23 protein-coding genes are annotated in these 24,057 nt (G+C 28.8%); 5 read left to right on the plus strand and 18 right to left on the minus strand.

Annotated elements, in window-relative coordinates:
• Positions 1-8: 8 nt before the first annotated feature.
• Positions 9-941 (minus strand): ribose-phosphate pyrophosphokinase, encoded by a 933-nt coding sequence (locus IQC44_RS07205; RefSeq protein WP_198305672.1) that lies wholly within the window; start codon positions 939-941, stop codon positions 9-11.
• 184 nt (positions 942-1,125) lie between these two features.
• On the opposite strand from IQC44_RS07205, the gene IQC44_RS07210 reads away from it, so the two are divergent.
• Positions 1,126-2,271: an Opr family porin gene (locus IQC44_RS07210; RefSeq protein ID WP_198305673.1), complete on the plus strand. Its 1,146-nt coding sequence runs from the start codon at positions 1,126-1,128 to the stop codon at positions 2,269-2,271.
• A gap of 29 nt (positions 2,272-2,300) precedes the next feature.
• On the opposite strand, the gene mnmA (IQC44_RS07215) is transcribed toward IQC44_RS07210, so the two are convergent.
• The 4 genes from mnmA (IQC44_RS07215) to IQC44_RS07230 are packed head-to-tail and all read right to left on the minus strand — an operon-like array spanning position 2,301 to position 6,034.
• Positions 2,301-3,338 (minus strand): tRNA 2-thiouridine(34) synthase MnmA, encoded by a 1,038-nt coding sequence (gene mnmA, locus IQC44_RS07215; RefSeq protein WP_198305674.1) that lies wholly within the window; start codon positions 3,336-3,338, stop codon positions 2,301-2,303.
• 8 nt (positions 3,339-3,346) lie between these two features.
• Entirely contained in the window at positions 3,347-4,486 is a 1,140-nt protein-coding gene (mnmA, locus tag IQC44_RS07220; protein ID WP_228286286.1) for a tRNA 2-thiouridine(34) synthase MnmA, read from the minus strand.
• Positions 4,483-4,989 (minus strand): 2-amino-4-hydroxy-6-hydroxymethyldihydropteridine diphosphokinase, encoded by a 507-nt coding sequence (gene folK / locus IQC44_RS07225; RefSeq protein WP_198305676.1) that lies wholly within the window; start codon positions 4,987-4,989, stop codon positions 4,483-4,485. Before folK ends, mnmA (IQC44_RS07220) begins: the two co-directional genes overlap by 4 nt.
• Positions 4,990-5,008: 19 nt before the next feature.
• Positions 5,009-6,034, minus strand: a complete 1,026-nt coding sequence (locus IQC44_RS07230) for a M24 family metallopeptidase (RefSeq protein WP_198305677.1) — start codon at positions 6,032-6,034, stop codon at positions 5,009-5,011.
• A 76-nt stretch (positions 6,035-6,110) separates the two neighbouring features.
• Between IQC44_RS07230 and aroQ the strand changes: the two genes are divergently transcribed.
• Genes aroQ through IQC44_RS07250 form a run of 4 tightly spaced genes read left to right on the plus strand, consistent with a single transcriptional unit; the run spans position 6,111 to position 8,959 of the window.
• Complete coding sequence (gene aroQ, locus IQC44_RS07235; RefSeq protein ID WP_198305678.1) at positions 6,111-6,587, plus strand: type II 3-dehydroquinate dehydratase; 477 nt, start codon at positions 6,111-6,113, stop codon at positions 6,585-6,587.
• 2 nt (positions 6,588-6,589) lie between these two features.
• Positions 6,590-7,819 (plus strand): aminofutalosine deaminase family hydrolase, encoded by a 1,230-nt coding sequence (gene mqnF, locus IQC44_RS07240; RefSeq protein WP_198305679.1) that lies wholly within the window; start codon positions 6,590-6,592, stop codon positions 7,817-7,819.
• Positions 7,812-8,696 carry a signal peptide peptidase SppA gene (sppA, locus tag IQC44_RS07245; protein ID WP_198305680.1) on the plus strand — a complete coding sequence of 295 codons (885 nt, stop codon included), beginning with the start codon at positions 7,812-7,814 and terminating at the stop codon, positions 8,694-8,696. Before mqnF ends, sppA begins: the two co-directional genes overlap by 8 nt.
• Before the next feature lie 17 nt (positions 8,697-8,713).
• Positions 8,714-8,959, plus strand: coding sequence for a hypothetical protein (locus tag IQC44_RS07250; protein ID WP_198305681.1), 246 nt, complete (start codon positions 8,714-8,716; stop codon positions 8,957-8,959).
• A 35-nt stretch (positions 8,960-8,994) separates the two neighbouring features.
• Here the strand turns inward: IQC44_RS07250 and IQC44_RS07255 are convergent, their stop codons facing one another.
• From IQC44_RS07255 to IQC44_RS07315, 13 genes are all read right to left on the minus strand, one after another.
• Positions 8,995-10,203, minus strand: coding sequence for an acetate/propionate family kinase (locus IQC44_RS07255; protein ID WP_198305682.1), 1,209 nt, complete (start codon positions 10,201-10,203; stop codon positions 8,995-8,997).
• A gap of 25 nt (positions 10,204-10,228) precedes the next feature.
• On the minus strand, positions 10,229-11,224 hold the full coding sequence (gene pta / locus IQC44_RS07260; RefSeq protein WP_198305683.1) for a phosphate acetyltransferase: 996 nt from the start codon (positions 11,222-11,224) through the stop codon (positions 10,229-10,231).
• Between the two features lie 250 nt (positions 11,225-11,474).
• A complete protein-coding gene (locus IQC44_RS07265) occupies positions 11,475-12,665 on the minus strand; it encodes an acetate/propionate family kinase (protein WP_198305684.1) in 1,191 nt (396 codons plus the stop codon).
• 77 nt (positions 12,666-12,742) lie between these two features.
• A complete protein-coding gene (locus IQC44_RS07270; RefSeq protein WP_198305685.1) occupies positions 12,743-13,366 on the minus strand; it encodes a 3'-5' exonuclease in 624 nt (207 codons plus the stop codon).
• Positions 13,359-15,200 carry a putative nucleotidyltransferase substrate binding domain-containing protein gene (locus IQC44_RS07275; RefSeq protein WP_198305686.1) on the minus strand — a complete coding sequence of 614 codons (1,842 nt, stop codon included), beginning with the start codon at positions 15,198-15,200 and terminating at the stop codon, positions 13,359-13,361. Before IQC44_RS07275 ends, IQC44_RS07270 begins: the two co-directional genes overlap by 8 nt.
• A 51-nt stretch (positions 15,201-15,251) precedes the next feature.
• A complete protein-coding gene (locus IQC44_RS07280; RefSeq protein WP_198305687.1) occupies positions 15,252-16,919 on the minus strand; it encodes a cation acetate symporter in 1,668 nt (555 codons plus the stop codon).
• A complete protein-coding gene (locus IQC44_RS07285; protein WP_198305688.1) occupies positions 16,919-17,236 on the minus strand; it encodes a DUF485 domain-containing protein in 318 nt (105 codons plus the stop codon). The genes IQC44_RS07280 and IQC44_RS07285 overlap by 1 nt, the downstream gene beginning before the upstream one ends.
• 234 nt (positions 17,237-17,470) lie before the next feature.
• Positions 17,471-19,114 carry a cation acetate symporter gene (locus tag IQC44_RS07290; protein WP_198305689.1) on the minus strand — a complete coding sequence of 548 codons (1,644 nt, stop codon included), beginning with the start codon at positions 19,112-19,114 and terminating at the stop codon, positions 17,471-17,473.
• Positions 19,114-19,425 (minus strand): DUF485 domain-containing protein, encoded by a 312-nt coding sequence (locus IQC44_RS07295; protein ID WP_228286287.1) that lies wholly within the window; start codon positions 19,423-19,425, stop codon positions 19,114-19,116. The genes IQC44_RS07290 and IQC44_RS07295 overlap by 1 nt, the downstream gene beginning before the upstream one ends.
• Positions 19,426-19,563: 138 nt before the next feature.
• Positions 19,564-20,172: a 3'-5' exonuclease gene (locus IQC44_RS07300; protein WP_198305691.1), complete on the minus strand. Its 609-nt coding sequence runs from the start codon at positions 20,170-20,172 to the stop codon at positions 19,564-19,566.
• Positions 20,172-21,989 carry a DUF294 nucleotidyltransferase-like domain-containing protein gene (locus IQC44_RS07305; protein WP_198305692.1) on the minus strand — a complete coding sequence of 606 codons (1,818 nt, stop codon included), beginning with the start codon at positions 21,987-21,989 and terminating at the stop codon, positions 20,172-20,174. Before IQC44_RS07305 ends, IQC44_RS07300 begins: the two co-directional genes overlap by 1 nt.
• Positions 21,986-23,722 carry a VC_2705 family sodium/solute symporter gene (locus IQC44_RS07310; protein WP_198305693.1) on the minus strand — a complete coding sequence of 579 codons (1,737 nt, stop codon included), beginning with the start codon at positions 23,720-23,722 and terminating at the stop codon, positions 21,986-21,988. Before IQC44_RS07310 ends, IQC44_RS07305 begins: the two co-directional genes overlap by 4 nt.
• Positions 23,723-23,724: 2 nt before the next feature.
• The gene (locus IQC44_RS07315) at positions 23,725-23,985 is read right to left on the minus strand and encodes a sodium/substrate symporter small subunit (RefSeq protein WP_198305694.1); all 261 of its coding nucleotides are present in this window, start codon (positions 23,983-23,985) and stop codon (positions 23,725-23,727) included.
• Between the last annotated feature and the right edge of the window lie 72 nt (positions 23,986-24,057).

Raw genomic sequence — 24,057 nt, forward strand, 5'->3', positions numbered from 1 at the left:
TTATAAATTTAACTATTAAATATTGAATTTACAGATTCGTTATTATGAATTCTTCTAATAGCTTCACCTATAATAGTTGAAGCTGTTAGCACAGTAATTTTTTTAGCATCTTTTTTTGTAGGAATAGTATCTGAAATTACTAATTCATCTAAAACTCCATTTGCAACTCTATCATAAGCAGGTCCACTTAAAACACCGTGAGTACAACATGCCATTACACTTGAAGCTCCTTTTTCTTTTAAAACTTCAGCAGCTTTTACTAAAGTTCCAGCAGTATCAACCATATCATCAACTAAAATTACATCTTTACCTTTTACATCTCCAATTATATTCATAACTTGAGACTCATTTGCTTTTTCTCTTTTTTTATCAACTATTACTAAATCATATCCAAGTTTATCGGCATATTGTCTAGCACGTGCTACTCCTCCAATGTCTGGACTTGCAATAATTGGATTTTTTAAGTTTTTACTTTTTATATAGTTTACAAATAAAATAGAACCAAAAAGGTTATCAGCAGGAATATTGAAAAATCCTTGAATTTGAGCAGCATGTAAATCTATAGTTACAACTCTATTAATTCCAGCTTTTTCAAGTAAATCAGCAACTAATTTTGCAGAAATAGGCACTCTAGGAGCTGCTTTTCTATCTTGTCTTGCGTATCCGTAATATGGAATAACTGCATTTATTGATTTTGCACTTGATCGTTTAAGTGCATCTACCATTATTAAAAGTTCCATTAAATTGTCATTTGTTGGAGCACAAGTTGGTTGGATTATATAAACATCTTGACCTCTTACACTTTGAGTAATTTGAACAGATATTTCTCCATCACTAAATTTATTTAATGTAGCATCTGATACACCCATACCTAAATAATCACCAACTTTTTTTGCAAATTGGGGATTTGCACTTCCACTAAAGAGTTTAAAAGTAGACATAAAAATTCCTCTAAATTTATTGATTTTTTTAATCTAAAATTCTAGCAAAAAAGAGCTTAATAAAAATTTCTGAATATTAACGAAATATTAACAGAAATTAATAAGTATTTAAGAAAATTATGAATAAAATTTTGTTCAAAATTAAAAATGATGATATTTATTATCATTATCTACAAGGATTAAAATGAAAAAATTAAGTATAACAGTTTGTACTTTAATGCTATCAAGTACACTATTTGCTGATTCTTTAACTATTGATGATGCTTTTAAAAATGGTTCAGTTGAAGGAACTATTGCTCTTTATGGTCAAAAAGTAAAGTTAAAAGAGCAAGACCCAGCTAATGGAATAAGAAATTCAGCTTATGGAAATGGACATTTAGGTATTGCTTATTCAACAGACTCTTTTTATGGCTTTAATGCAAAAGTTGAAGCAAAAGGAAATGTAAAACTTGGTGAACAGCATAAACATGATTGGAAAGAGAATGCCCCTTTTGAAAATAGTGCTTTAATTACTCAAGCATATTTACAATATGAACTAGATAATGTTATTTCTATTAAAGCTGGAAGATATGAAGGTGAATATGAGTGGCTAACTGATTATCAACAAGGAGCAGTTGTGGAAATTTTACCAATTCCTGATACTACTGTATCTTTAGCATTTTCAAATAGAAAAGCTGAATCAGGAATTGATACAAGTGAAGACTTTCATAAACCAAATGATTTAAATAAAGGTATTTATGTAGTTGATATTAAAAATGAGAGTTTAGAGGGATTGGAAATAAATCCTTACTACTACCAAATTCCAGATGCAGTAAAATTCTATGGTTTAAAAACTTCTTACAATTTAGAACATTTTGGAGCTATTGCACAATATGCAAAAAGTAGCTTAACTAATGAATATAAAACTAATAATAGTTTAGAAAATGGTTATATAGCACACTTTGAGTTAAATGGTAATTTTGAAGATTTGACTTCAGCAGTTGGTTTAATAAAAACAAGTAAAAAAGGTGGAGCTGATATTATAACTTCTTATGGAGATAATATTTCACCATTTGAAGATGGAAACTATGTTTATGATGTAGATGCTAGAACATATTATATAGGAGCAAGTTACTCTATTGCGGGAGTTGATTTAGGTGCTTTATATGGTGTTACAAAATATAGTGATGGAACTGATAAATTTAAAGAAAAAGAGCTTAATTTAAGTGTTTCTTATGGAATTACTGATAGTTTAAGTACTTCTTTGGTGTGGGTAAATGTAAATGCTGATGAAAATATTGGCGATACAGACTATAATAAATATTTAGCAGCTGTTGAATATAGCTTTTAATTTTAAGAAAGAGATTTTCTCTTTCTTAACTATTTTGAACTCTCTATAAATGCACTTCCTATAACTTTATCGTCATCATAAAAAACTGCTAACTGCCCACAAGCAACTCCAAAAGCTGGTTCTTTTAGGTTAATAAAGGCTTTGTTATCTACTATTTTAACATCACATGGTATTGTAGAACTTCTATATCTTAGTTTCACTCCACATGAAAACTCTTTGTTGTCAATATACATATTTAAGCTATTAGCTAAAACTTCATTTATCTCTAAAGCTTGTTTTTTACCTACAACAATAGTGTTGTTTTTTGGATTTAATTTTGTTACAAAGTGTGGTTCTTGAGCCCCTTTTACTGTAAATCCTCTTCTTTTTCCTATTGTATAGTGTGCATAACCTTTATGCTTTCCTACAATATTTCCATCTTCATCTAAAACATCACCTTCAATATCAATGTTTGAGTGTTTTTTAATAACATCTGTATAAACAGTCTCTACAAAGCATATCTCTTGCGACTCATTTTTTTCTGTGATTCTTTTATATGCTACATCAATTTTTTCACCCATTTTTATAATGTCCTCTTTTTTAAATGAGTTTAAAGGAAACATCATAAAAGGAAGGGCTTCTTTTGGAACTTGAGAGAGAAAATAGCTTTGATCTTTTGTAATATCATCTGCAACATAAAAAAAGTTTCCATCAGTTTTTACATAGTGTCCAGTTGCTAAAAAACTAGCACCTTGGCTTTTTGCAAAATCCATCATAGCCCCAAATTTTATATTTTTGTTACATTTTACACAAGGATTTGGAGTAGAGCCTTCTAAATATGAGTTTACAAAATAGTTATAAATCTCTTTTGTAAATTTTTCTGTTAAATCTAAAATATGGTATTTTATATCCAAAAATTTTGAAATATCTTCAATATATTTTAGATTATTTTCGTGGTATCCATCTGTTCTGTTATGAAGTTTTAGATAAACACCTTCAACTTGAAACCCCTGTTGTTGTAGCATATATGCCGTAACTGAAGAGTCAATTCCACCACTTAAGCCAACCATTACTTTTGTTTTTTTCATTTTAAACCTTATTTATAGTAAGAGATAAATCCACCACCAAGGCAATAATCACCTGAATATAAAACTAAACTTTGACCTAAAGTTACAGCTCTTTGAGGAACATCAAATTCAACTACAATTTTTTCATCATTTACTTCAATTACTGTACAAGCTTGTTTTTGTTGCCTATATCTTACTTGTGCCATTAATTTATCGCCAACTTTAGGCAGAGTTCCTAATACAAAGTGCATCTGTTTTGCTTCAACAATTTTACTCATAAGTAATGGATGATTTGTATCTTGAACTATTGTTAAAGTATTATTTACTACATCTTTTGCTGCTACAAACCAAGGTTTGTGAGTATTGTTTTCACTTTCATTGTTTTTAATTCCACCAAGCCCAATACCTTTTCTTTGACCCAGTGTATAGCAAACTAAGCCCTTATGTTTTCCTAAAATTTTTCCGTTTTCATCTATAATATCGCCTGGAATTGCTTTTAAGTGTTGAGTGATAAACTCATCAAATTTTTGATTACCAATAAAACAAATTCCTGTACTATCTTTTTTATCGCTAACTGGAAGATTATTAGCTCTTGCAATTTCTCTAACCTCTTTTTTTGTTAAATCCCCAAGAGGAAACATAGCATGTGAAAGCTGTTCGCTTGAAAGTGCATGTAAAAAATAGCTTTGATCTTTTGAACTATCTTTTGGAGTATCTAGCACAAAATGGTCATTGTATTTTGCAATTTTTGCATAATGTCCAGTTGCAATCATATCTGCACCCATATTTTTTGCTTCATTTAAAAATACATTAAATTTTATTTCTCTATTACATAAAATATCTGGATTTGGTGTTAAACCTTTTTCTAGCCCTTCCAAAAATACATCAAAAACTTTATTTCTATACTCTTTTACAAAATCTTTTCCAATTACTTCAATTCCAATTAAAGCACCAACTTTTTTTGCATCTTCAAACTCTATACGATTTGGACACTGGCTTCCTTTTATACCATATTCCCAATTTCGCATAAATAACCCAACAACATCGTAACCTTGTTGTTTTAACAATAGTGCTGTAACAGATGAATCAACTCCACCTGACATACCTACAACTACTTTTTTATTTTTATTCATTTCTTTTACCTTTAAAAACTTTAAAACTTTTTTCAAAACTGTACTTGCATCAATTTAGTTTTTTGCATATATTTTAAAGGAATAATCACGGACTCTCTGTTTGCCCAGTTTTTATGTGGAATAATTAAGTTTTGTTTATTGATTTTTCTATTATCAAAAAAAATAATATCTATATCCAAGGTTCTAGGCGCATCTTGAAAGGATCGCTTTCTTCCGAATTTTTTTTCATAACTTTGCATTGCTCTTAGAAGTGAACAAGGGCAAAGATCTGTTTTGAATGCTATTATACCATTTAAAAAATCACTTTGTTCTAAAAAACCAAAGGGTGGATTTTTTAATAGTGGTGATGACATAAGCAAAGAAAATCTTTTATCTTTACTCAAAGATAAGATTAATTTATCAAAGATTTTTTCTGTATTTCCTACATTGCCCCCAATTCCAATAGTTATAGTGTGTTTATAATTTGAGTTATCATTAAACTTTTTTGGAAAATTGCTAGTATAAAAAAGTGTTAAATCTTTGGATAGTTTTTTTTTCAAATTTCTCTCTTCTTTATATTTAAAGTATTACAGCTTTACCATTTTGTATTGCAACTGTATCCTCAATTCTAACACCAAACTCATCTGGCAGATAAATACCTGGTTCTATAGTAAAAACCATATTCTCTTCAATAATTAACTCATTTTTTGTATTTATATTTGGAAACTCATGAATATCAAGCCCAACACCATGACCTGTGCTATGTACAAAATATTTTCCATATCCAGCTTTGTCTATATAATCTCTAGCAATTTTATCAACTTCAAGTGCTCTCATACCAGCTCTTGCTTCTTTTATAGCTTTTTCTTGTGCTTTTAAAACTATATCGTAGATTTTTTGATGCTTCTTATTTTTAAATTTTTGCTCTCTTTTGAAAGTGAAATTGTCAAAATCAGCCACACTTGTACAAGTTCTATCAGAGCAATATCTTTTATATTTAATTCCAGCATCAACTAAAAGTAAATTATTTTTATTTAATTTTTTATTTGTTGGAAGTGCATGAGGTTTTGCTGCATTTTCATTTATTGCCACAATTGCTTCAAAAGATATACTATATTTTGCTTTTTGGCTCATGGCTTTGTAGTTTTGGAAAAATAGCTCTTTTTCGCTCTTTTTTTCTCCAAATTTTTTGATATATTTTGCAAAATTATCAAATCCATCACGACCAAGCTGGGCTGCTTTTTTTAGTAGTTTAATCTCATCATCACTTTTTATAATTCGTTTTGTTTTTGAAAAATTTGGCTCTTCTACAAATTCGGTTTCTAAATTTTCAACAAGATTTTTAAAGTTTGCATAAGAGAAATCAAAAGGATCAAAAACAAGTTTTTTGATTTTATTGCTTAGAAGCAACTCTTTTGCACTTACTATTAAATCAGAGCTTTCTAGCACTGTGCAGTTTTTTGCATACTCTTTTGCTTCAATTGTATATCTTGCATCGGTTATAAAAAACTTTTCACTTCCTAGACTCAAAAAAATAACATTATCACAAGAGAAATTTGCCTCATAATATACTGCATTTTCATTTTTTAAAATATAATTTTCCACTTAAATTGCCTTTTTTTAGATGCTTTAACAAAAATTTTAATATAATCTTACCAAAATTAATTAAAAGGAAAATAATATGAAAATAGCAGTTATCCAAGGACCAAACTTAAATATGCTTGGAATTAGAGAACAACATATATATGGTGGTATAACTTTGGAGCAAATTCATGCTCAACTTCAAAATGCAGCTGAGCAAAATGGAGTTGAATTAGAGATTTTTCAATCAAACTTTGAGGGTGAAATAGTTGATAGAATTCAAGAGTGTTTAGGAACAGTTGATGGAATTATGATAAATCCAGCAGCTTATTCACACACTTCAATAGCAATTAGAGATGCTTTAGCAGCTGTTAATATGCCAGTTGTTGAAGTTCATATTTCAAATATTTATAGAAGAGAAGATTTTAGACAAAAAAGTGTTACAGCAGGTGCTAGTACAGGTGTAATTACTGGATTTGGTGGATTTGGTTATCATATGGGGTTAATTGCTTTAATGCAAATGATTGGTGAGTTAAGAGCTTTGAATGAAGCAAGAAATGCTCAAACTGCTGAATAAAAATGAAAATAATTACTGCATCTTATGTTTTAACATTTGATGAAGACTTTAGCATCATAGAAAATGGTGCTATTGTTTTTAATGAAAAAATTATCGAAGTTGCAACTTTAGAATATATCAAAGAAAAATACCCAAATATTGAAATCTTGGAGTTAGAAGAAAACTCTGTTTTAATGCCAGGATTGATAAACTCACACATTCACCTAGAGTTTAGTGCAAACAAAACCTCTTTAAAATATGCAAACTTCTACTCGTGGTTAAACTCTGTTATAAAACATAGAGAAAATTTAATCGAAAAAGCTACAAGTTCTTTGATAGAACAAGAGTTAAAAAAGATTTTAAAAACAGGAACTACAACTATTGGAGCAATTTCGTCATACTCTTTTGATTTAGATGCACTTGTAAAAAGCCCTATAAACAAACTATTTTTTTGTGAAGTAATAGGTTCAAAAGCTGATATGATAGATACACTTTTTACTGATTTTAAATCAAGACTTGATCAAGCTAAAAAACATAATAGTAAAAACTTTGAAGTTGGTATTGCTATTCATTCACCATATTCTGTGCATCCATTTTTAATAAGAGAAGTTTTAAATATTGCAAAAAGTGAAAACTTAAGCGTTAGTTCACACTTTATGGAGTCAAAAGAGGAAAAAGAGTGGCTAAATAAAGATGAGGGAAGTTTTGTAGAGTTTTTTAAAAACTTTTTAAATCAAACAAAAGCTACGGCTAAACCGCTAGAGTTTTTAAATCTTTTTAAAAATGTAGAAAAGCTATCATTTACTCACTGTGTAGAAGCCAATAGTGAAGAGTTTGAAAAAATAAAAGAGCTAAATGCCACGATAAACCACTGTGCTGTTTCAAATAGGTTTTTAAATAATACAAGGCTAGATATAGAAAAACTTTCGGATATTTCGTTTAGTATTGGAACAGATGGGCTTAGTTCAAATAACTCTTTATCGATGTTTGATGAGTTAAGAAGTGCTTTAAATATTCATTATGAGAAAAATATTATAAAGTTCTCAAAAACTTTATTAAATGCTGCAACTAATGGTGGAGCGAAAGCTTTGGGATATGAAAAAAGTAAAGGAAAAATATCTAGTGGATTTGATGCTGATTTGATTTGTTTTAAACTTCCAGCAAAAATTGAAGATATAGAAGATATTTATATGCATATAATTTTACATACGAAATATGTAGATAAAAGCATAATAGGAGGAGAGTTTGTTTGAGTTTTTTAGAAAACTATTTTCGCCAATTACAGCTATTTTGGATTTTATTACAAAATATTTTAAAACTATAGTTTTTTTAACAATAGTCTATTTTGTTTTTTTTAGTTCTCCAAATGAAGATGGTTTAACAAAAGAGTTTGCCAATCTTCAAAAAATTGAACTAAATGGTGCAATTATGGATGTAAGCAAGGTTTTAAGTGATATTGAAAAAGCAAAAAAAGATGAAAATATAAAAGGTGTTTTATTTGTAGTTGATAGCCCAGGTGGTGCTGTTTCACCTTCAGTTGAAGTTGCATACGCAATTAAAGAGCTAAAAGAGCTTAAACCAGTTGTTACATATGCAAGTGGAACGATTGCAAGTGGAAGCTACTATGCTTCAATTTGGTCAGATAAGATTATAGCAAATCCTGGAAGTATGGTTGGGTCTATTGGGGTTATTATGCAAGGATTTGAAGCTAGTGAACTAATGGAAAAAATAGGTCTTAGTGTACAAACCGTAAAAGCTGGAAAATATAAAGAAAGTGGAACTCCTACAAGAAAATGGACAGCTTACGAAGAAGAGCAGTTAAAAAGTGTGATAAATGATACATATAATATGTTTGTAAACGATGTAGCAAGTGCTAGAAAACTAAAAGTTGAAAATCACACAAGTTTTGCAGATGCAAGAATATTTACTTCAAAACAGGCAAAAGAAGTAGGGCTTATTGATGAGGTTGCAACTTTAAGCTATGCAAAACAAACTATTATAGAACTATCAAAAGTTGAAAAAGCTGTTTGGAAAAAAGAGGATAAGTTTGAGAAATTTATGGATAAATTTTTAAGTGAAGTAATCTCAAAAGTTGTTATAAATTTTTCAAGTAGCTTAAAAGCAATATAATTTTAAAGGAGTATAAAATGAAAGATTTAATTTTAAATATAGGTGAAAAAGTATTAAATATTTTTGTAATTATTGGAATAATAGCTGTAGTTATTAGTGGGTTATCTATGGGGTTTAGTGGTATTTTTGTAATATTAATAGGTATAGTTTCTATTATTATGACTACATTTTTACTATATTTACTAATTGATATAAGAGATAAAAGTGCAAAAACAAATGAACTACTAAGTAAGATTTTAGAAGAGAAAAATAAAGATTTATAATTTTAAAAGGCAAGAAGCCTTTTAAAATTTGAAGATTATTTTCTTCTGCTTCCACCTGAAACTATATTATAAGTATCATTTGCTATTACATACTCTTCTTGAGTAGGAATTACAAAAATTCTAGCTGGTGAAGCATTTGTAGAGATGTCTCTTGGTTCACTTGATCTTTTGTTATTTTTAGTTGGATCTATTACTAGTCCCATTGCATCAAGTCCTGCACAAACTTTCTCTCTAATAAGTGAAGCATTTTCACCAATTCCACCTGTAAAACAAAGTGCATCAATACCATTTAGTGCTGCAACATAAGCTCCAACATAAGATTTGATTTTATATGCAACCATATCAACAGCAAGTCTGCATCTATCATCACCTTGATTCATACCATCTAAAACTTCTCTTAAATCTGATGATTTTCCAGAAACACCTAAAATACCTGATTTTTTATTCATTAAATCAAGAGCTTCATCAATAGTAATATCCTCTTGTTTCATCATATATTGAATAGCTCCAGCTCCAATATCTCCAACTCTAGTTCCCATCATAAGCCCTTGAACAGGAGTTAATCCCATAGAAGTATCTATACATTTTCCGTCAAATACAGCTGAAACTGAAGATCCATTTCCTAAGTGGCAAACTATAATTCTAGTATTGTGTTTTTTCTCTAACATTGCTCTTGCTTCATTTGAAACAAAGTAGTGGCTTGTTCCGTGGAAACCATATTTTCTAATACCATGTTTTACATATTGGTCATATGGCAATGCATACATATAAGCATAATCAGGCATTGTTTGGTGGAATGCTGTATCAAATACACCAACATTTGGTTTTCCAGGCATTAATTTTTGGCAAATCTCAATTCCTAAGATATTTGCAGGATTATGTAGTGGTGCTAGAGGAGATAATCTTTTCATAGCATCTACAACTTCAGGTGTGATTAAAACTGAACTAGCAAACTCTTCTCCACCGTGAACAGTTCTATGTCCAATAGCTTCAATATCATTTACAGAATCAATAACTTTTCCTTCTCCACTTGTAAGTGTAGTTAAAACAGCTTCAATAGCCTCTGTATGAGTTGGCATTGGAATATTCATAACAAGTTTTTTCCCATCACCATATTCATGTTTTAAAACACCGTCTATTCCAATTCTTTCACAAAGACCACTTGCAAAAACTTTTTTAATAACTGGATTCATTAATTGATATTTTACTGAAGAACTTCCTGCATTTAATACGAAAACTAACATATTTTTCCCTTTTATTTAGATTTAATTATTTTATTTGTGTTGCTGTAATAGCTACTAAGTTTGAAATATCTTCAACTGAACAACCTCTTGAAAGGTCATTTACTGGTTTATTTAAACCTTGGATAATTGGTCCATGAGCTTCTGCATTTGCAAATCTTTGAACAAGTTTATATCCAATATTTCCTGCTTGTAAATCAGGGAATACTAAAATATTTGCTTTTCCAGCCACTTTTGAGTTCGGTGCTTTTTTTACACCAATAGATTCAACGATTGCTGCATCTGCTTGAAGTTCTCCATCAAATTGGAAATCTACATTTCTTGAAGTTAATATTTCACAAGCTTTTGTAACTTTATCAACTAATGGATGAGCAGCACTCCCTTTTGTTGAGAAACTAAGCATTGCAACTCTAGGTTCAAGTCCTACTACACTAGCTGCTGTTGCTGCTGTTGCACTTGCAATATCAGCTAATTGTTCACTTGTTGGTTCAGGAATTACTGCACAATCTGCAAATAAAATTAGACCATTGTCTCCAAATTTACCATCAGCTGTTTCCATAACAAAAGCTGAAGAAACTGTATTTATTCCAGGAGCTGTTTTAATTACTTGAATAGCAGCTCTTAAAACATCAGAAGTTGGAGAGTTAGAACCAGCAACTAAACCGTCAGCATCTCCTAGTCTAACCATCATACAACCAAAAAATCTTGGCTCATTTAACATAATTTCTTTAGCTTCTTCTCTTGAAAGATTTTTACTTTTTCTAAGTTCAACTAATTCATCAATATATTTTTCGATATTATCAAATTTTTTTGGATCTATAATTGTTGCACCATCTATTTTTGCACCACATTTTGCTGCATCTGCCTTAATTGTATCTTCATTTCCAATTAAGATAACCTTTGCTGTTTTATCATTTAAAACTTGCTCAGTAGCTTTTAAAACTCTTTCATCCTCAGATTCAGGAAGAACGATTGCTCTTAAATTTTCTTTAGCTTTACTTTTTATACTATCAATTAAACCCATTTTGGTAAATTTTCCTTTCTAAAATTAAACTTTCAGCAAGGATTATAATTAAGAACAGTAGCAACAAAGTAGCAAGAAAAAAGTGATTTTTTAACTAAAAGAACTATTTTTTGGGATTTAATTAGGAAAAATATAAATATTCAATGATTTAATTAAGTATTTAAGACATAAATTGAATATAAATTGCAATATGTACATTTTTTGTACATATTGCTCAATTTTTAAAAAGATTTATTTTTGTAACAGTTTACTATTTTCTTACAAGTCTATCTGTATCATTTGCAATAACAAGCTCTTCATTTGTAGGAATTACATAGATTTTTGTTTTAGAGTTTTTACTATTTATTTCTCTATTTCCTTTTGCTCTTGTAGCATTTTTAGTTTTATCTATTTCAATTCCCATAAACTCTAAACCTTCACAAACTTTTTCTCTAATTAAATCAGAGTTTTCTCCAATTCCAGCAGTAAAACAAATAGCATCAACGCCGTGCATAAGACCTGCATAAGAACATAGATATTTTTTAATTCTATCACATAGCATAGTTATTGCTATTTGTGATCTTTTATCCCCATCATTTGAAGCTTTTATAACTTCTCTTAAATCAGAACTAATTCCAGAAACACCTAATATTCCAGATTTTTTGTTTAAATAATCTAAAATTTGAGTATGGCTTAAATTCTTTTTCTCCATTAAATATGGAATAACACCTGCATCTATATCTCCACTTCTAGTACCCATTACAAGCCCTTCAAGTGGTGTTAATCCCATAGATGTAGCAATTGATTGTCCATCTTTAACAGCACAAACAGATGAACCATTTCCTAAGTGACAAACTATAACTTTGCTATCTTTTTTATTTAAAATTTTTATAGCTTCTTGTGAAACATAGTAGTGGCTTGTTCCGTGAAATCCATATTTTCTTAAGTGATGCTCTGTGTAGTCTGCATAAGGAACTGCATATAAAAAGTTTTCTATTGGCATTGTTTGGTGAAATGCTGTATCAAAAGTTACAACATTTGGAACTTTTGGCATTAGCTCTTTACAAATTTTTACACCCATAATATTTGCAGGGTTATGAAGTGGTGCAAGTGGAATTAAATCTTCAATTTTTTTGATAACTTCATCATCAACTAAAACAGACTCTTTAAAATGTTCTCCACCATGAACAACTCTATGTCCAATAGCTTTAATTTCATCAATAGAGTTGATAACCTTTGTTTCATCGTTTGTAAGAATTCTTAAAACTAACTCAATAGCCTCTTTATGTGTAGGAATTGGTAGTTCAAAAGTTATTTTTTTATTTTCACCAATTTCATGTTTTAAAATTCCATCTATTCCAATTCTTTCAACTAAACCACTAGCTTTTAGCTCTTTTGATTTTGTATCTATTAGTTGATATTTTAGTGAAGATGAACCAGCATTTAGTACGAAAACTAACATTCTTATCCTTTAGCTTAATTTGATATTAAAATTTTTAATTAATTTTTTGAAATAATATCAAATTAATACTTAAGAGATTACTTAATTTTTACATTTGGTGTATTTTTTAGCTTTAGAAAAATCATAGAAGTCATTAAAGCATCGTTAAAAGAGTCATGAATTCCAAAAGCAGGAATCTCAAGTTCTTGTAAAATAGTATTAAATCTTAAATCAATAAAGCCTTGAGGAATTAACTCTATTTTAAAATCATGGTAAATTTCAGATACTTCAAGAGTTTTATTTGGAAGATTTATTCCAATTTTTGGTTTTAGATATTTATTTACCATTTTTATATCAAAATCTAAAAAATATCCAACTAAAGTTCTATTTCCTATAAAATCTAAAAATTCTAAAATAACATCATCTATATCTAAAGCATCTTCTAAATCGCACTCTCTTATATGATGAACTTTAATAGAGTTCTCATTTAAAGAGCAAAATTTTGGTTTTACATATCGTACAAATCTTTTACTTGAAACTATTGTATTGTTTTTTATTAAAACAGCACCAATAGAAACTATATCATCAATCTCAGGATTAAGCCCTGTTGTTTCACAATCAAAACAGATAAACTCATCTTTTATTGGCTCATCAAAAAGATAAGAGTAATTTTCATCTTTTAATGATTTTTTATTAAAATAGTTTTTTATATTTCTAAACATAGTTAAGCTTAAAGTGGAATTCTAGCTGTTTTTTAAGTCTATTTACAATTTTAAAAGAGTCTTTTAATAAATCTTTTTCCATTGTATTTAACTTATTTGGATTTATATAGTTATCTATTTTTTCATTTATATCAAGTTTTTCTAAATTTGATTTTAATTTTAAACTAGTCAAAAAATTAAATGCCATAATAAGCTCTTTTGCAGTCTCTTTCTCAAAAAAACCTAAGTCAGCCATAGCATTTATTCTTTTTATTGTATTTGTATTTAAAATTTTATTTTGTAGGCTCAAAGCTCTTATTCCTTGAACTAATATAAAAATTCCACCTCTTTTTATATCTATCTCATCTTTATGATTTTCATCTTTGTTGTTAAATACAAAACCATCAAAGAAACCTAAAGGAACATCAAAACTATTAATTACTTTTGCAAAATTTGAATAAAAACTTTGTGAATTTGAAGAGATTTTAAATAAATAAGCTTTTAATTCTTTTATCATATTTATATCTCCTGATACACAAAGTGCATCATAAAATATTGCAATATTCATAAAATGATCTCCACTTGGTTCATTTATCCATTTATAAATCAAATCTTTAAAATCTTTCTGTTTTCTACACCAATAAGGATTTGAAACCATAATATTTCCTTCACATCTAGGAAAGCCAAAATCTACCAAAGTTTCAGTGAAATTATGTGTAAATTCTCTTAATTTTTCATCACTAATTGTGCAATCATCAGAGATTATTAAAGCATTATCTTGATCTGTTCTTAAAATTTGTTCAGCTCTTCCTTCGCTTCCCATAACAACTAAACAAGATTTATCAATTAATTCTGTTGGTGCTAAAAGTTTGTAAAGTTTATCAAGAAGTTTTTTGTTTAATTGATTTATTAATTTTGAGATAAACTCAATTTTTACACCTTTTGCATTTAGTGATTTTATAATTTTTATAAATGAGTGTGAAGCCTCTTTTAACTCTTCTAGTGTTTCAGCTTTTATTATTTGATTTGAAACGGCAAAAGTATTTGTAGCAAAGAAAGATGATAATGATATTTGGTCTAGTATTCCACAAATTTTTCCTTCATCATTATTTACAACAACTCTTTTTAAGCCATATTTTGCCATTTGAAGTTGAGCATTAAATAAAAAATCATCTTCATTTATATAAATTAGTCCCTTAGATGCAATTTTTACAACCTCTTCATCAAAACTCATTCTGTTTAAAATAACCTTTTGTCTAAAATCTGAATCAGTTACAATATACATCTCTCCATCTTCATCTTTTAGAAGTAAAGTTGGGATTTTTTCTTGCTTTATTACTTTTGCAGCTTCATAAATAGAAGTTTTACTATCAACTATTACAGCTTTATGAACTGTTGCATCTTTTACTTTTGCAATCATAATATTTGCCATATCTTTGTTTTTTTCGTGCAAGATATTGTTGTTTAACTTATCAGAAATTGATTGAAAGAAGTAGTTTTCAAGCTGTTGATTTTGGCTTAAAATAGACATAAATAGCTCTCTTGGAAGAGTATAACATATACTTTCTTGAGCAGTAACAAAGCTATTTTTAGAGAAATTTTTAATTAAAGAAGCTGAGTCAAAAATCTCATTTTTTGAATAAACAGCTAAAACTTCATCTTCACTTTTTTCTTGAATTAATCCTTTTAGAATAAAATATAAATATTGTGGTTCAGTATGTGAATTTTGAACTACAGTACCCTCTTTGAAATATACAATATCTAAGGCTTCAGCAATATCATCTAATTCATTTAATGTAAGATTTTCAAAAGGATGAATAGAAGATATAAATTTTTTTTGTTCTTGTAAGCTCATATTTTCTCCTAAAAAGATTATAAAATAAAGGACTTTAAGCCCTTTATTTTGTTAGTGTGAAACAGCTCCAGCTGATCCAATTCCTGTATTTGCTCTAATATTTTGAGCTCTAAATTTAGCTCTATCATTTTTTGCTCTTTGTGAGTTATCAGTAATACTAAATAACCAAATACCAACAAATGCAACTGTAACAGAGAATAGTGCAGGGTGTGCATATGGGAAAATAGCTTCTTTATTTCCTAAAATTTGTACCCAAACATTTGGTCCTAGAATTACAAGTGCAACAGCAGTAAATAATCCCATAAATCCACCAATAAATGCCCCTCTTGTTGTAAGTTTAGACCAATAAATTGATAAGAATAGAATAGGGAAGTTAGCAGATGCTGCAATTCCAAATGCCAATCCAACCATATATGCAATATTTTGTGATTCAAATGCAATTCCTAAAACTACACCTATAATTCCAATTATAATAACAGTAATTTTAGATATTTTAACAACTTTTTCATCACTTGCATTTGGATTTATAACATTTGCATAAATATCGTGAGAAATAGCACTAGCACCTGCAAGTGTAAGACCTGATACAACTGCTAAAATTGTAGCAAAAGCAACAGCAGATATAAATCCTAAGAAAGCATTTCCACCTAACATATGTGATAAGTGAACAGATGCCATATTAGATCCACCAAATAAAGCTCCACCAGCCATATATGCTTTTGCATCAACAAAGTATTGAGCACCTGCATCTGTATTTAAAAAGGCAATTGCTCCAAATCCAACAATAGTAATAATTACCCAGAAATATGCTACAAATCCAGTTGCATAAACTACAGATTTTCTAGCTTCTTTTGCATTTCCAACTGTAAAGAATCTCATAAGAACGTGAGGTAAACCAGCAGTTCCAAGCATTAAAGCCATTCCAAGAGAAATAGCAGAGATAGGATCAGATAAGAATCCACCTGGTTTTAAAATATCTTCACCTTTATTATGATTCTCAACAGCTTGAACAGCAAGTGCTTCAAAGTTAAAGTTAAAGTGCCATAAAACCATAATAGCCATAAATGAAACTCCAGATAGAAGTAATACAGCTTTAATAATTTGTACCCAAGTTGTTGCTAACATTCCACCAAAAGTTACATAAATAATCATTAAAGCTCCAACTAAGAATACAGCATAGATATACTCCATTCCAAAAAGAATTTGAATTAGTTTTCCAGCTCCAACCATTTGAGCAATTAGATATAAAACAACAACTGAAAGTGAACCAAATGCAGCTAAAGTTCTAATCTCTTTTTGACCTAATCTATATGCAGCAATATCAGCAAAAGTAAATTTACCTAAGTTTCTTAATTTTTCTGCCATAAAGAATAGAATAATTGGCCAACCAACTAAAAATGAAACGGCATAGATAACTCCATCATAACCATTCATATAAATAAGTCCAGAAACTCCAAGGAATGCAGCAGCACTCATATAATCTCCAGCAATTGCTAAACCATTTTGAAAACCTGTAATTCCTCCACCAGCAGTATAGAAATCATTTGCAGATTTTGTTTTTCTTGCAGCCCAAAAAGTAATTCCTAAAGTACCAGCAATAAATACAAAAAACATAATAATTGCAGGTAAATTTAAATCTCTTTTCCCTTCAAAAGTTGCATCACCTGCAGCAAATGCCCATAATGCAAAAATAGATAATAGTGCTAAAACTCTTAACATTATAATAAATCCTTTACATCTCTTTTTATTTGGTTAGTTAAATCTTCAAACTCTGTATTTGCTCTTCTTACATAGATTAAAGTTGTAATAAAACTAATAACCAAAATAGCTAATGCAATTGGAAATGCAATTGTTGTAACATATCCTTCTGCAACTTTTGCTGAAAATAGCTCTTTGTTAAAAGCAATAATAGTTATGTAAGAATAAAACATAACTAAAACAAAAATTCCAAGTTTCAATGAAAAGCTATTTCTTTTTGAAACTAACTCTTTATATTTTGGATTTTCTTCAATCCTATCAACTAATTTCTCGTTCATTCTCCGACCTTTTTTTGACTTTTTGTAATTAAAAAAATAATTAACAAAAGATAAACAATTATACTTAGTTATTGGAATTTTACGAAGAATTAAACAAAAAATGGATTTAAAAATTGTAGAAAAATTGTAGAATAGTAACAGAAAAATAATATTTTAATTATTAAAATTAATTATATTTCTTAAGATTAAATTTATAAAAAATTACTAAAGAGATTTCTCTCTTTAGTAAAGGTTTTAGTGATCAACAGCTCCGTCAGCTCCGATACCAGTTTCAGCTCTAATTCTTTGAGCTTCAAATCCTGATTTGTCTTCAGTTGCTCTTGCTGAACTATCAGTAATCGAGAAGAACCAGATACTAATAAATGCAGCAGTAATCGAGAATAATGCAGGTTGTGTATAAGGGAATATTGCCGCTTCAAAGTGGAATATATCAACCCATACAGTTTTACTTAATACAACTAGAACGATAGCTGTAAGAAGACCAATGAATCCACCAATAAATGCTCCTCTAGTAGTCAATTTAGACCAGTAGATTGAAAGAATTAAGATTGGGAAGTTAGCAGATGCTGCAATAGCGAATGCTAGACCAACCATGAATGCAATGTTTTGGTTTTCAAATGCAAATCCTAAAAGAATAGCAACAATACCAATAACTAAAACAGTTCTTTTTGAAACTTTCATCTCTTCAGCATCTGTAGCTTGACCTTTTCTAATAACGATTGCATATAAATCGTGTGCAATAGAGTTAGAAGCAGCAAGTGTAAGACCAGCAACAACCGCTAAGATTGTAGCAAATGAAACAGCTGCAATAAATCCTAAGAAAATATCTCCACCAACAGCTTGTGATAAGTGAACAGCTGCCATATTAGCTCCACCAATGATACCTTTAAAGTCAATTACACCATCTTTAAAGTAAACAGCACCTTCGCTTAATAAGAAAACAACAGCACCTAAACCAACAACTCCAATGATTAAGTAGAAGTAACCAATGAATGCAGTTGCCCAAACAACAGATTTTCTAGCTTCTCTTGCATTTCCAACTGTAAAGAATCTCATAAGAATATGAGGTAAACCAGCAGTTCCTAGCATTAAAGCAAGTCCTAAAGAAACAGCAGAAACTGGATCAGATACGAATGGACCTGGTTTTAAAATAGCATCACCTTTTGGGTGCATACTTACAGCTTCAGCTGCTAAGTTACCAAATGAGAAACCATAGTGAGAAAGTACCATTATAGCAATGAATGTTACTCCTGATAAAAGTAATACAGCTTTAATAATTTGTACCCATGTAGTAGCAAGCATTCCACCAAATGTTACGTAAACAATCATTAATGCACCAACTATTACAACAGACCAAGCGTAAGGAATATGGAATAATAATTCAATTAATTTTCCAGCTCCAACCATTTGAGCAATTAAGTAGAAAGTAACAACTGTTAAAGAACCAAATGCAGCAAGAATTCTGATTTTTTGCTCATCTAATCTATATGCAGCAATATCTGTAAAGTTGAATTTACCTAAATTTCTTAATTTTTCAGCCATTAAGAAAAGAATAATTGGCCAACCAACAAGGAAACCAATAGCATAAATCATACCATCAAATCCGTGTAAGAAAATCATTCCAGAAATACCTAAGAATGAAGCAGCACTCATATAATCTCCAGCAATTGCTAGACCATTTTGGAATCCTGAAATTCCTCCACCTGCTGTATAGAAATCTTGTGCAGATTTTGTTTTACTAGCAGCCCATTTTGTAATACCCATAGTAGCAACTATGAATACAAAGAACATAATAACAGCAGGAATATTCACTGCTCCACCATCAGATGCAAATAGTGCTAATGATGATAATCCTAATAAAGATAGTATTTTTAACATTATAAAATATCCTTTACATCATTTTTAATAGAAGTTTCTAAGTCTTCAAACTCACCATTTGCTCTTACAACATAAATTACAGTTGTAATAAAAGCAATTAAGATGATTGTTACAGCAATAGGCCATGCAACAGTCATAACTTCACCAACTTTTGTAGCGAAAAACTCTTTATTAAATGCGATAGTTAATACGAAACCGTAGTAAATTACCAACATAAAGATTGCTAATTTAATAGCAAAAGAACTTCTTTTTGAAATAAGTTCTTTGTATTTAGGATTAGCTTTAATCCTTTCTACTAATTCTTTATTCATTTTTTCTCCTAAAATAAGATTCATTGAAATAGTAAAATATCTTAGTTGCAAAAACATAGCATTTTAAAAAATAATGAAAAAAAAGTGAAATAATTGTAGAAATAGCGATAAAATCGCTATTTTAAGTGAGAAAAATATTTATTTTGAAATCTCTTTTAGCTTTAAAAACATCATAGCAGTCATAATTGCATCATTTAAAGCATCATGTTTTCCTAAAAAAGGAATATTTAAATATTTCATAATAGTATCAAATTTAAGGTCTAAGAAACCATTGTTTGCTATTTTTTTTCTATGGTCATAATATATTCCAGATACTTCAATAGCTTGATTTGGAAGTTTTACACCAATAATTTTTTTTGTATATTTAGAAATCATTGCCATATCAAAATCTATATAGTAACCAACTATTGGTCGAGGTCCTATAAAGTTAAGAAGCTGAAAAATTGCAATTTCTGGTTCAAGAGCATTTTCTAAGTCAGTTTGTCTTAAATGGTGAATTTTTATTGATTCAGGGTTTATTAACTTTGATGGTTTAACAAAAATATTAAATGTTTGTCTCATTAATATCTTATTGTCTTTTATTAAAACAGCACCAATAGAGAGTATTTCATCATTCTTTGGATTAAGTCCAGTTGTTTCACAATCAAGACTTACATACTCATTTGGTGGTGGAACATCAAATAAAGTTTCAAATCTTTTGCTTTTTAGCTTTTTCTTCTCTAAATTTCGTAAAATATTCTTAAACATTAGTAAATCTTATCTAGTTTAAATATATAAGAGATGAAGTTTTTAAATTCTGTTACTATTTTTAAACTCTCTTTTAAAAGGTCTCTCTCTATTTTTCCTAAGGCATTTGTATCAATATTATTTGAAATCTCTTTTCCATTATTTATTGAATCAAGATGATGTTTTAATCTTAGAGTATTTACTATTTCAAATGCTTCAATTAACTCTGCTGCCATATTTTTTTCAATAATTTTTCTATCTTCAAGTATTTTAATTCTTTTAACTGTTGTTGTCTCTTTTATTTTCTCTTTTAAGCTTAAGCTTCTAATTCCTTGAACTATTGGGAAAATTGCAGCTTTTTTAATATTTATTAGATTATTTTTTCCAATAAAGCTTGATATTGCAGTTGGTGTTTCAAATGCAGTTGTTGATTTTGCAAAATATGCTAAGAATAAATCATTTTGAACTTTATTAAATAGATGCTCTTTTAATATAATTAAAAGTTCTTTATCTCCAGCAACAGCAAATGAGTCAATAAATATTGCTAAATCTAAGTAGCCTTTCATATCAGGGCTATTTATCCATCTTGCAATATCGTGCTTGAACTCAGTAAAACTTTTGCACCAAGCTGGATTTGAAACCATAATATTCCCTTTACAAGGTGGGTAACCTAACTCTATTAAATTTTCAGTAATTTGTTGCATAAATGGTCTATATTGTTCAACATCTACACCATCTTTTACAATTAAAGCATTATCTTGATCTGTTTTTATTATCTGTTCATTTCTTCCTTCACTTCCCATTACTATTAAACAAGCACTCTCTTGAAGTTCATTTGGTAAAACAAGGCTATATAATTTTTGATAAACTTTTGTATTTAATTGACCAATTAAACTTGAAATATGGTGAATTTTTACACCTTTTGCTTGAAGGCTTGTAATAATTTCAAGAAAATCTTTACTTGCATTTTTTAAATCTTGAACATTTTTCGCATTTTTTATTTTTGATTCAATAACATAAGTATGATTTGCAAAGTGTGATAAAATATCGATTTGTTCAAGTATTCCAACCATTTCTCCATTGTTATTTACAACACCAACTCTTTTTATATTTCTTTTTACTAAAATAGTTAAAGCTTCAAATAAGTAGTCATCTTGTTTGATTGTAAGAAGTGGAAAAATAGCAATATCTTTTACAGCTATATCTAAATCTCTACCTTGTAAAAGTACCTTTACTTTCAAAAGAGAATCTGTAATAATTCCATAACCTAGCTCTTTACTTTTTATGATAATTGTAGAAGTTTTAAATTGCATAGATTTTTCAATTGCATCTATTAATTTTGTATCTTCATCTACAATACAGGCTTCGTGTATTAAGGTATCTTGAACTTTTGCTATCATAAAAGAAGATAATTCAGATGTGTACTCTTTGTCTTTTAGTGTTTGGATTTTATTAACTAAATCTTTTAGGAAAAAATCTTTGAATTCTTGATTTTTTTCCATCAAAGATAAAAAAGCTTTTTTATCTATTTCATAACAAATAAGCTCTTCGTGAACTTTGAAAGTATGTTCACACTTCCCATAAATTAAAGAGTTTGAATCAAAAGAGTCTTCACTTTGATAATCCATAATTAGATTATTCTCTTTTGAATATTCAAATACAGAACCTTTTATAATTAAAAAAAATGTATCAGGAATCTTATTTGGACTAATTAATACAGTATCTTTTGGATAATAAGCTATATCCATATGTTGAAGGCACATTGACATTTGGCTAGGGCTTAAGTGTCCAAATGGATGAATATTTGATAAAAATATCTCTTGGTCTTGAATGCTCATAAAATTTCCTTTATCTCTGGAGTTCTTAAGTTATCAATTAAAATAACGACTTCCTCTGGTACTTTTGATGTAAATTTTGAAACGATAATAGAAATAAAAATATTTAATATAGCTCCAACAACACCAATTCCTATAGGCATAATACCAAATAAATATTTATCATAAGAGTAAAGATCATTTTCTATAAAACAAAAATAGATTATATATACTAAAATAAACAATAAAGATACTATTAAACCAGAAATTGCTCCCTCTTTTGTAATATTTTTACTAAATATCCCAAGAACAATTGTAGGAAAAAGAGTCCCTGCTAAAATAGTAAAGGATATTGTAATTGTCTCTATTATAGAGTAATTTGGTATTGTAAAAAATGTAGCTAGAGAGATAATAGCTAAAAGAAATATTTTTGAGAAAATCTTATATCTTTTTGTGTTATAAGCTATATCTTTCTCTTCAAAGAAGATAAGTATAGAGTTTGTACTAATTAAGATTAATCCAGTCATAGTTGATAAGGCTGCTGCTAAAGCACCAGCTAAAATTAGAGCAACAGTCCAGTTTGGAAGATTTGCTATTTCTGGATTAATCAAAGTTTGAATATCTGGATTTATATAAAGTTCGTTTGAAGAAGAGTTATTTATTTGTATTTTACTATCTTGATTTTTGTCAGTAAATTCAACTTCTTTTATATTTTGCCAAATATCAAGCCATTTCCCATTGTTATCTAATCCATTTGGATGTTTTATTTCTCCATTTATAAAGGCTTCATATTCAACATTTTGAGTATGTTTGATACTGTTTATTTTTGATAATGCACCTAAAGGTGACATTGCTGTATAAATTATAGCAATAAAAACCAAAGCCCAAAAAGCTGATTTTCTTGTATCATTTACACTTGGAGTCGATATAAACTTCACTAAAATATGAGGTAAGGCTGCAACTCCTAACATAAGTGATAATGAAATTGTAAAAATATCAAGAAGTCCAAGAGCTTTTGTATAGGAAAATCCGTAATCTTCTAAACTACTATCTAAAACATGAAGTAAATAGCTTCCTTGCTCTATTGTTTTAATTCCTGAATCAAAAATAAAATTTGTTTTTGAAAATAGAGCAAGTTGAGGAATAAAACCATTTGTAAGCTCTAAAGATAGAAATATTATAGGAGTTATAAATGCAAATAAAATAATCATATATTGTGCAATTTGAGTATAAGTAACTTGTCTTATTCCACCAAAAAGTGAATATAAAAAGGCAACAAAAATTGCAACAACAAGGGCTATATCTTTATCTATTTGAAAAATTCTTGAAAATACTATTCCAATACCTTTAATTTGTGCAGAGATATAAATAAAAGAGACAATAATTATAATAAAAATTGTCAAATTTCTAGCAAATTTTGAGTAGTATCTAGCTTCTATAAATTCACTTAAATGAAACTTTCCAAATTTTCTTAAATAAGGAACAATTAAAAGAGCTAAAAGTACAAATCCACCAGTAAAACCCATAATATATGCTGAACCAGAAAAACCTAAAAGAGATATTGTTCCAGCAAGTGCTACAAAAGTAACAGCACTTATAAAATCAACTGCAATTGAAACACCATTTACTACAGGACTAAAAGAGTTTTTTGCAATATAAAAATCTTTTGTTGAACTAGATTTTGTCCATAAAGCAAGACCAAAATATATTGTAAATGATACACCAACTAGAAGATAAATTAAAGATTGAAGTTCCATTATTACTCGCTTATAGAGTATTTTTGTTCAATTTTAGATATTTTTCTGATATAGATAAAAATAATAAGAATAAAAAAGAGTATTGAACCTTGATTTGCTAAAAAGAATCCAAATTTTACACCAAAGAATTCAAATTGATTTAGGAAATTTGCTCCAAAAATAGCAAGTCCAAAAGTGATAATTGCCCAAGCAAGTAACAATTTTGCAATAAGTAAAAGATTCTCTTTCCAGTATTGTTGTGCAAAACTTTGCTCTTTGTTCACTAATAGCTCCTAATAAAAATATAAGATTATATTGTTTTTTAGTAGCAAAAACATAGCAAAGAGCTATGTTTT

It is taken from the genome of Arcobacter vandammei (assembly GCF_016106035.1).
GTDB lineage: Bacteria > Campylobacterota > Campylobacteria > Campylobacterales > Arcobacteraceae > Aliarcobacter > Aliarcobacter vandammei.

Coding starts and splice junctions, on each gene's coding strand:
- IQC44_RS07205 (WP_198305672.1), bottom strand. CDS start 941: ATGTCTACTTTTAAACTCTTTAGTGGAAGTGCAAATCCCCAATTTGCA.
- mnmA (WP_198305674.1), bottom strand. CDS start 3,338: ATGAAAAAAACAAAAGTAATGGTTGGCTTAAGTGGTGGAATTGACTCT.
- IQC44_RS07210 (WP_198305673.1), top strand. CDS start 1,126: ATGAAAAAATTAAGTATAACAGTTTGTACTTTAATGCTATCAAGTACA.
- IQC44_RS07250 (WP_198305681.1), top strand. CDS start 8,714: ATGAAAGATTTAATTTTAAATATAGGTGAAAAAGTATTAAATATTTTT.
- IQC44_RS07305 (WP_198305692.1), bottom strand. CDS start 21,989: ATGAGCATTCAAGACCAAGAGATATTTTTATCAAATATTCATCCATTT.
- IQC44_RS07295 (WP_228286287.1), bottom strand. CDS start 19,425: ATGAATAAAGAATTAGTAGAAAGGATTAAAGCTAATCCTAAATACAAA.
- IQC44_RS07255 (WP_198305682.1), bottom strand. CDS start 10,203: ATGTTAGTTTTCGTATTAAATGCAGGAAGTTCTTCAGTAAAATATCAA.
- IQC44_RS07265 (WP_198305684.1), bottom strand. CDS start 12,665: ATGTTAGTTTTCGTACTAAATGCTGGTTCATCTTCACTAAAATATCAA.
- IQC44_RS07310 (WP_198305693.1), bottom strand. CDS start 23,722: ATGGAACTTCAATCTTTAATTTATCTTCTAGTTGGTGTATCATTTACA.
- pta (WP_198305683.1), bottom strand. CDS start 11,224: ATGGGTTTAATTGATAGTATAAAAAGTAAAGCTAAAGAAAATTTAAGA.
- IQC44_RS07270 (WP_198305685.1), bottom strand. CDS start 13,366: ATGTTTAGAAATATAAAAAACTATTTTAATAAAAAATCATTAAAAGAT.
- IQC44_RS07285 (WP_198305688.1), bottom strand. CDS start 17,236: ATGAACGAGAAATTAGTTGATAGGATTGAAGAAAATCCAAAATATAAA.
- IQC44_RS07300 (WP_198305691.1), bottom strand. CDS start 20,172: ATGTTTAAGAATATTTTACGAAATTTAGAGAAGAAAAAGCTAAAAAGC.
- aroQ (WP_198305678.1), top strand. CDS start 6,111: ATGAAAATAGCAGTTATCCAAGGACCAAACTTAAATATGCTTGGAATT.
- IQC44_RS07290 (WP_198305689.1), bottom strand. CDS start 19,114: ATGTTAAAAATACTATCTTTATTAGGATTATCATCATTAGCACTATTT.
- mqnF (WP_198305679.1), top strand. CDS start 6,590: ATGAAAATAATTACTGCATCTTATGTTTTAACATTTGATGAAGACTTT.
- IQC44_RS07280 (WP_198305687.1), bottom strand. CDS start 16,919: ATGTTAAGAGTTTTAGCACTATTATCTATTTTTGCATTATGGGCATTT.
- IQC44_RS07275 (WP_198305686.1), bottom strand. CDS start 15,200: ATGAGCTTACAAGAACAAAAAAAATTTATATCTTCTATTCATCCTTTT.